General features: G+C 60.4%; 3 protein-coding genes and 1 pseudogene. 3 read left to right on the forward strand and 1 reads right to left on the reverse strand.

Annotated features, from left to right (window positions below):
• Positions 1-131 precede the first annotated feature (131 nt).
• Both IB244_RS31275 and IB244_RS31280 read left to right on the forward strand, forming a co-directional pair.
• Positions 132-1,181 carry a hypothetical protein gene (locus IB244_RS31275; protein WP_192306920.1) on the forward strand — a complete coding sequence of 350 codons (1,050 nt, stop codon included), beginning with the start codon at positions 132-134 and terminating at the stop codon, positions 1,179-1,181.
• Positions 1,182-3,266 (forward strand): hypothetical protein, encoded by a 2,085-nt coding sequence (locus IB244_RS31280; RefSeq protein ID WP_192306924.1) that lies wholly within the window; start codon positions 1,182-1,184, stop codon positions 3,264-3,266. It abuts the gene before it with no gap.
• A 1-nt stretch (position 3,267) separates the two neighbouring features.
• On the opposite strand, the gene IB244_RS31285 is transcribed toward IB244_RS31280, so the two are convergent.
• The gene (locus IB244_RS31285) at positions 3,268-3,441 is read right to left on the reverse strand and encodes a hypothetical protein (protein WP_192306922.1); all 174 of its coding nucleotides are present in this window, start codon (positions 3,439-3,441) and stop codon (positions 3,268-3,270) included.
• A 237-nt stretch (positions 3,442-3,678) separates the two neighbouring features.
• Between IB244_RS31285 and IB244_RS31290 the strand changes: the two are divergent.
• Positions 3,679-4,679 (forward strand): annotated as a pseudogene (locus tag IB244_RS31290) (hypothetical protein); the annotation flags it as partial.

Below are 4,679 nucleotides of genomic sequence, written 5' to 3' on the forward strand. Positions count from 1 at the left end.
TCGCGTCTGGCGCCGGTCAGCTTGGCGGTACCAGTACACAGAGCCAGCCAGGTCAAAATCCGCTTCTTACCGCTTTGGGGTACGGCACAACTGGCGCCGGCCTCCTCGGCTCTTTCTTCTGAGGGTAAACAATGGCGATTTTCCCCACTCTCGGCAATCAGACGCTGCCTTCGTGGTTCGCGAACAACGACCAGCCGTTCAACAACTCCAACACGCTCCTTAGCGTTGGCCTTGGCCTTCTCAGCGGTAAGACGGCACAGGATCAGGTCGGGCAGGCCGCATCCAATCTCTATAACGCGCGGCAGGACGGGCGCACCTATAACCGCACCCTTCAGTTCCTGAAGCAGAACAACCCGGATCTGGCGCAGGCCGTGGAGGCTGGAGCCCTTGGACCGGCTGACGCCTACAAGGAGTATTATCGGCAAAAGCTGGAGGCACAGAAGCCAGTGCGGAACTTCACGTTCCAGACGCTGCCAGATGGCACCTACGGCAACTATGACAACGAAACCGGTGTCTTCAGCCCGCTCGGGAAGGCTGAGAAGGCTGGTGGAATGGATGACTATTCCAACCGCGCCAACGCCGCAAATCGCCTCGGTCTCGATCCTGGCGACCCGCGTTATCAGGCCTTCGTCCTCACCGGCAAAATGCCAAGGGAAGACGCGCAGCCGCTCACGACGACCGACAAGAAGGCCATTCTTGATGCTGATGACGCGATTTCGACCAACAAATCCGCGATCGGGCTTCTAGATCAGGCGATGACTATCAATGACAAGGCCAATTCCGGCTGGTTCACTGGGACGCGTGCCACGCTGGGCAATAATCTGCCTGATTGGGCCGTTCCGGATGCTCTTTCGTCGCCGGAAAGCTCAGCGGCAACCACGGAATACGACAATCTGGTGCAGCAGGGCGCTTTGAGCCAGTTGAAAACCATCTTCGGCGGAAACCCGACTGAAGGAGAGCGCGCTATCCTCCTCGAACTTCAGGCATCGTCGAGCAAACCGCCTCCGGTTCGCAAGAAGATCCTTGAACGGGCCAAGGCGCTAGCAAACAACCGCCTCGCACTCAACCAGCAGCGCGCAGACCAGCTTCGGGGCGGTGACTTCTACAAGCCGCAGGGTGGCATGAGCAACAAGGGCGGTCGCACGTCGTCCGGCATCCAGTTCTCGGTCGAGGGCCAATAAATGGCAACTCTTAACATTCAGGGGAAGCGCGTCACCGTTGACGACTCTTTCCTGAGCCTCTCCCCGGAGGATCAGGCTAAGACCGTTGACGAGATCGCGACCCAGATCGGCATAACGCCTGCAAAGCAAGACGAGGCACAGGTGGAGCAGCCAGCTGCCGATGACGACAGCCAGAAGGGTTTGCGCTCCGAACTGTCGGCTATGACGCAGAACCCTGCCAAGGCACTCTATGACCAGCGCCCGACATGGCAGAAGCCGATTATTGCAGCCCAAGACATCGGCAACATCATCGGGGACGACTTGACCTTCGGCTTCGGTGACAAGGCTGCTGCGGCTATTCGCGCGCCTTTCACAGACAAGACCTATGAGGAAGAGCTAGCCGCAAACCGCCAAGGCACGCAGAACGCTCGGGATCGAGCCGGCTCTGCTGCCTATGGGGCTGATGTGACGGCGGCTCTCATGCTCCCGCGCCTTCTCCCTGCACAGGCTGGCGTTGTCGCCAATCCTGGCACGCTGGCGAAGCTCGGCCGCTTTGCCGGGGGTGTAATCAAGGGCGGCGCGCAGGGTGCTGCTGTCGGCGCTGCACAGGCGGCAGGACACGATACGGATATCGGGCAAGGCGCGGCGACTGGATTGGCATTCGGTGCTGCGGTCCCGGCTGCGCTTGGTGTTGGCAAGACGGTCGGCGGTGCTGTGCTGAAGCCGGTGGCTGATGCTGTGCGCGCTCGCGTCAACCCGTCTGGCTATGGCGCCGGAAAGATTGCCGAACGCCTCAACAATGCAGGTATGACGGTAGAGCAGGCATCTAACCGCGCGGCCCGCGAGGGGCTGTCGCTCGCTGATGTCGGCGGCTCGTCCACGCGTGATCTTCTGCGCACCACGACTAACATTCCCGGCCCAGCGCGCTCCCGCGTTGCCTCGCAGCTTGCCTTGCGCCAGTTGGGGCAGGGTGACCGCCTGAAGAACGTCGTAGGGCAGACGCTAGCCGATCCTGACGGCTATCTGGCGGCGAAGGACGAGATTGCCGACACTGCGAAGCGTCTTGCCGCTCCTCTCTTCAAAGAAGCCGAGAAGACGCCTATCCACTTCACCAAGGAGCTTGAGGGCATCATAAACACGCCTGCGGGTCGCCGTGCTCTGGCGAAGGCTGAAGAGCTTGCTGCGAATGAGCAGGTTCCGTTTAAGCAGATGTTCGTCAATATCGCGGACGACGGCACGGCGACGTTCAAGCGCGTTCCTGATCAGCGAGCATGGCAATATATCAAGACCGCTCTTGATGACATGGTAGACGCCGAGACCGACAGCATCACCAAGAAGGTGACGAACGACGGTCGCATCATCAACAACCTGAAGAACCGCCTACTTGAGCAGCTCGACGCACAAAATCCTGTCTATGGGCAGGCTCGCAAGATCTGGGGTGGACAGCAGTCGCTCGATAAGGCGCTTGAGTTTGGGCGTGGGGCAATGGCCCAGTCCCCGGAATCCGTTCGTCGCGGGCTGGCTGCCATGGGGCCGGCAGAGAAGGAAGCCGCGCGGGCTGGGGCTGCTGAATGGATTCGCAACTCGATCGACCAAGCAGGTTTCACCAACAACGCTATCCTGAAATTCTTCAGCAACCGCCAGCAGGTCAAGAACCTCCGCGCGCTGTTCGACAACGATGCGCAGTTCAAGACCTTCCGGCAGGCCATCTTTGCGGAAGCCAAGAAGCGCTCGACCTACGACGCGGTGCGCGGCAACTCGACCACGGCGCGCCAGATGGCCGACATGTTCGAGACCGGAGGCGCGGCAGACGGCTTTAACACGGCCAAGACCGCAGTCACTCAGGGGATTGTCCCGGCGGCGTTGCAGTTCGTCGGCTCTCGCCTTCGCATGCTCGGGGGTCTCACGCCGCAGGTTGCCGATAACATCGCCAAGCGCCTGATGACGACATCGCCAGAGGTTCGGGCGCAGATCACCAACGAGCTTCAGCGCATCGAACAGGCTCGCCTCAGCTCTGAGCAGAAATCTCAGGCTGTCAGGGCTCTGTTAGGGCGCACGTCGGCAATCGTCGGAAGCGGTGCGCTCGTCCAGTCGCAGCAGCAGTAATCTATTCGCTGCTCTTCGACGGCTTCAGGAGCCAGTAGAGAAGAAGGCCGAACACCACAAACATGGTGTAATCGCGCCAATCAAACGTCATTCCTGGGTTCTGGCGCTGATAGCCCACAGCCAGAGTTCCACCAATAAGGCCTGCGGCTGCAAGAAGCGGGTGAGGTTGTTTCACTTGCATGGGCTCCAAACGAGTTCCGACTTATCCCAACACTGGTGGGCCTTCTTGAGAACGACAGCAAGGCGGTCAAGCTGGCCGCAAGCCTTGTCGGAATCTGCTTGTGAGATTGGCTTTCCGTTGAATTCGCCCATCCGGCAAGCGGCATGGTTCTCGTAAAACCGCTCTTTCAGAGCATCCACATCGTCGGCCATCGCGGCGGACGAAATCAGCATAAAAGCAACGAGGTAGCGCATGGAAATCCGTGAGGTTGTCGCGGCTGGCCCGGGCTGGACGCAGGTGCGCGCATCAGATGGTAACACGTATACCCTGAGTGGCACAAGAAACTGGCGAAACAACAACCCCGGAAACCTTGAATATGGGGATTTCGCGCGGTCGAAGGGCGCTATCGGGACTGATGGGCGCTTTGCCGTTTTCCCGTCCTATGAGGCGGGCAGGCAGGCTAAATCCTCGCTTCTGTTCGATAGCCCAAGGTACGCCGACAAGACTATTGCGGGGGCGATCACGCAATATGCTCCTAGCTTTGAGAACGACACGCGGGGCTACTACAGCAGAATAGCACGAGATGCTGGCGTCACCCCAGACACGCCACTCTCCAGCCTCGATGAGGACCAGCGAGGTTCATTGCTCGATTCGATGCAGCGGGTGGAGGGGTATCGCCCCGGTCGGGTGACGGATGCTTACGGAAACCCGGTCAGCGCCGGTCTTCTTAACAGCTACACGCCAATGGCTGATATCCCGAACGCGCCGACGCCCACGTCAAGGCCCCCAGACCTTGTGGGCATCCTGAACACTCCAGAGCCCATCAGCCCTGCAGAATACGCCTCCTACAGCTCCCCCCTCACTTCCGTCCAGCGCGCCCCATTGAAGGACGTAGACATGCGTGTCCAGCAGCCCACCATGCAGACCGTCCCCGAACTGAGCTACAACAGGTTCGCGACGACACCCTTCGACGAGTCCCGCTTTGCATCAGCCCCCGGCGCAGCAGGCAAGAACGCACTCCGTCGCGGTCTCCTCGACCAACAGCTTGACGCCGGCATTCTCCCTTCGCTCGACAATCCGGCCTATGCGGCGATGCAGCAGCCAGATTACGTTGACCCCACGGTTACGAGCGCCTATGCAGAGCCCGCCTCGATCAAGACGGCTGCCGTCCAGCCCCCCGCCTTCGACGCACAGCCTGGACTCTCCGGTGGGCTTCTCTCACCTCAAGAGCAGCGAGCGGTTGCAGCACAGCG

The sequence above is a fragment of the Rhizobium sp. RHZ02 genome (assembly GCF_014851575.1).
Classification (GTDB): domain Bacteria; phylum Pseudomonadota; class Alphaproteobacteria; order Rhizobiales; family Rhizobiaceae; genus Rhizobium; species Rhizobium altiplani.

Bases quoted from the DNA above. Each gene is read 5' to 3' on its own strand.
- IB244_RS31275 (WP_192306920.1), top strand. From the start codon at position 132: ATGGCGATTTTCCCCACTCTCGGCAATCAGACGCTGCCTTCGTGGTTC.
- IB244_RS31280 (WP_192306924.1), top strand. From the start codon at position 1,182: ATGGCAACTCTTAACATTCAGGGGAAGCGCGTCACCGTTGACGACTCT.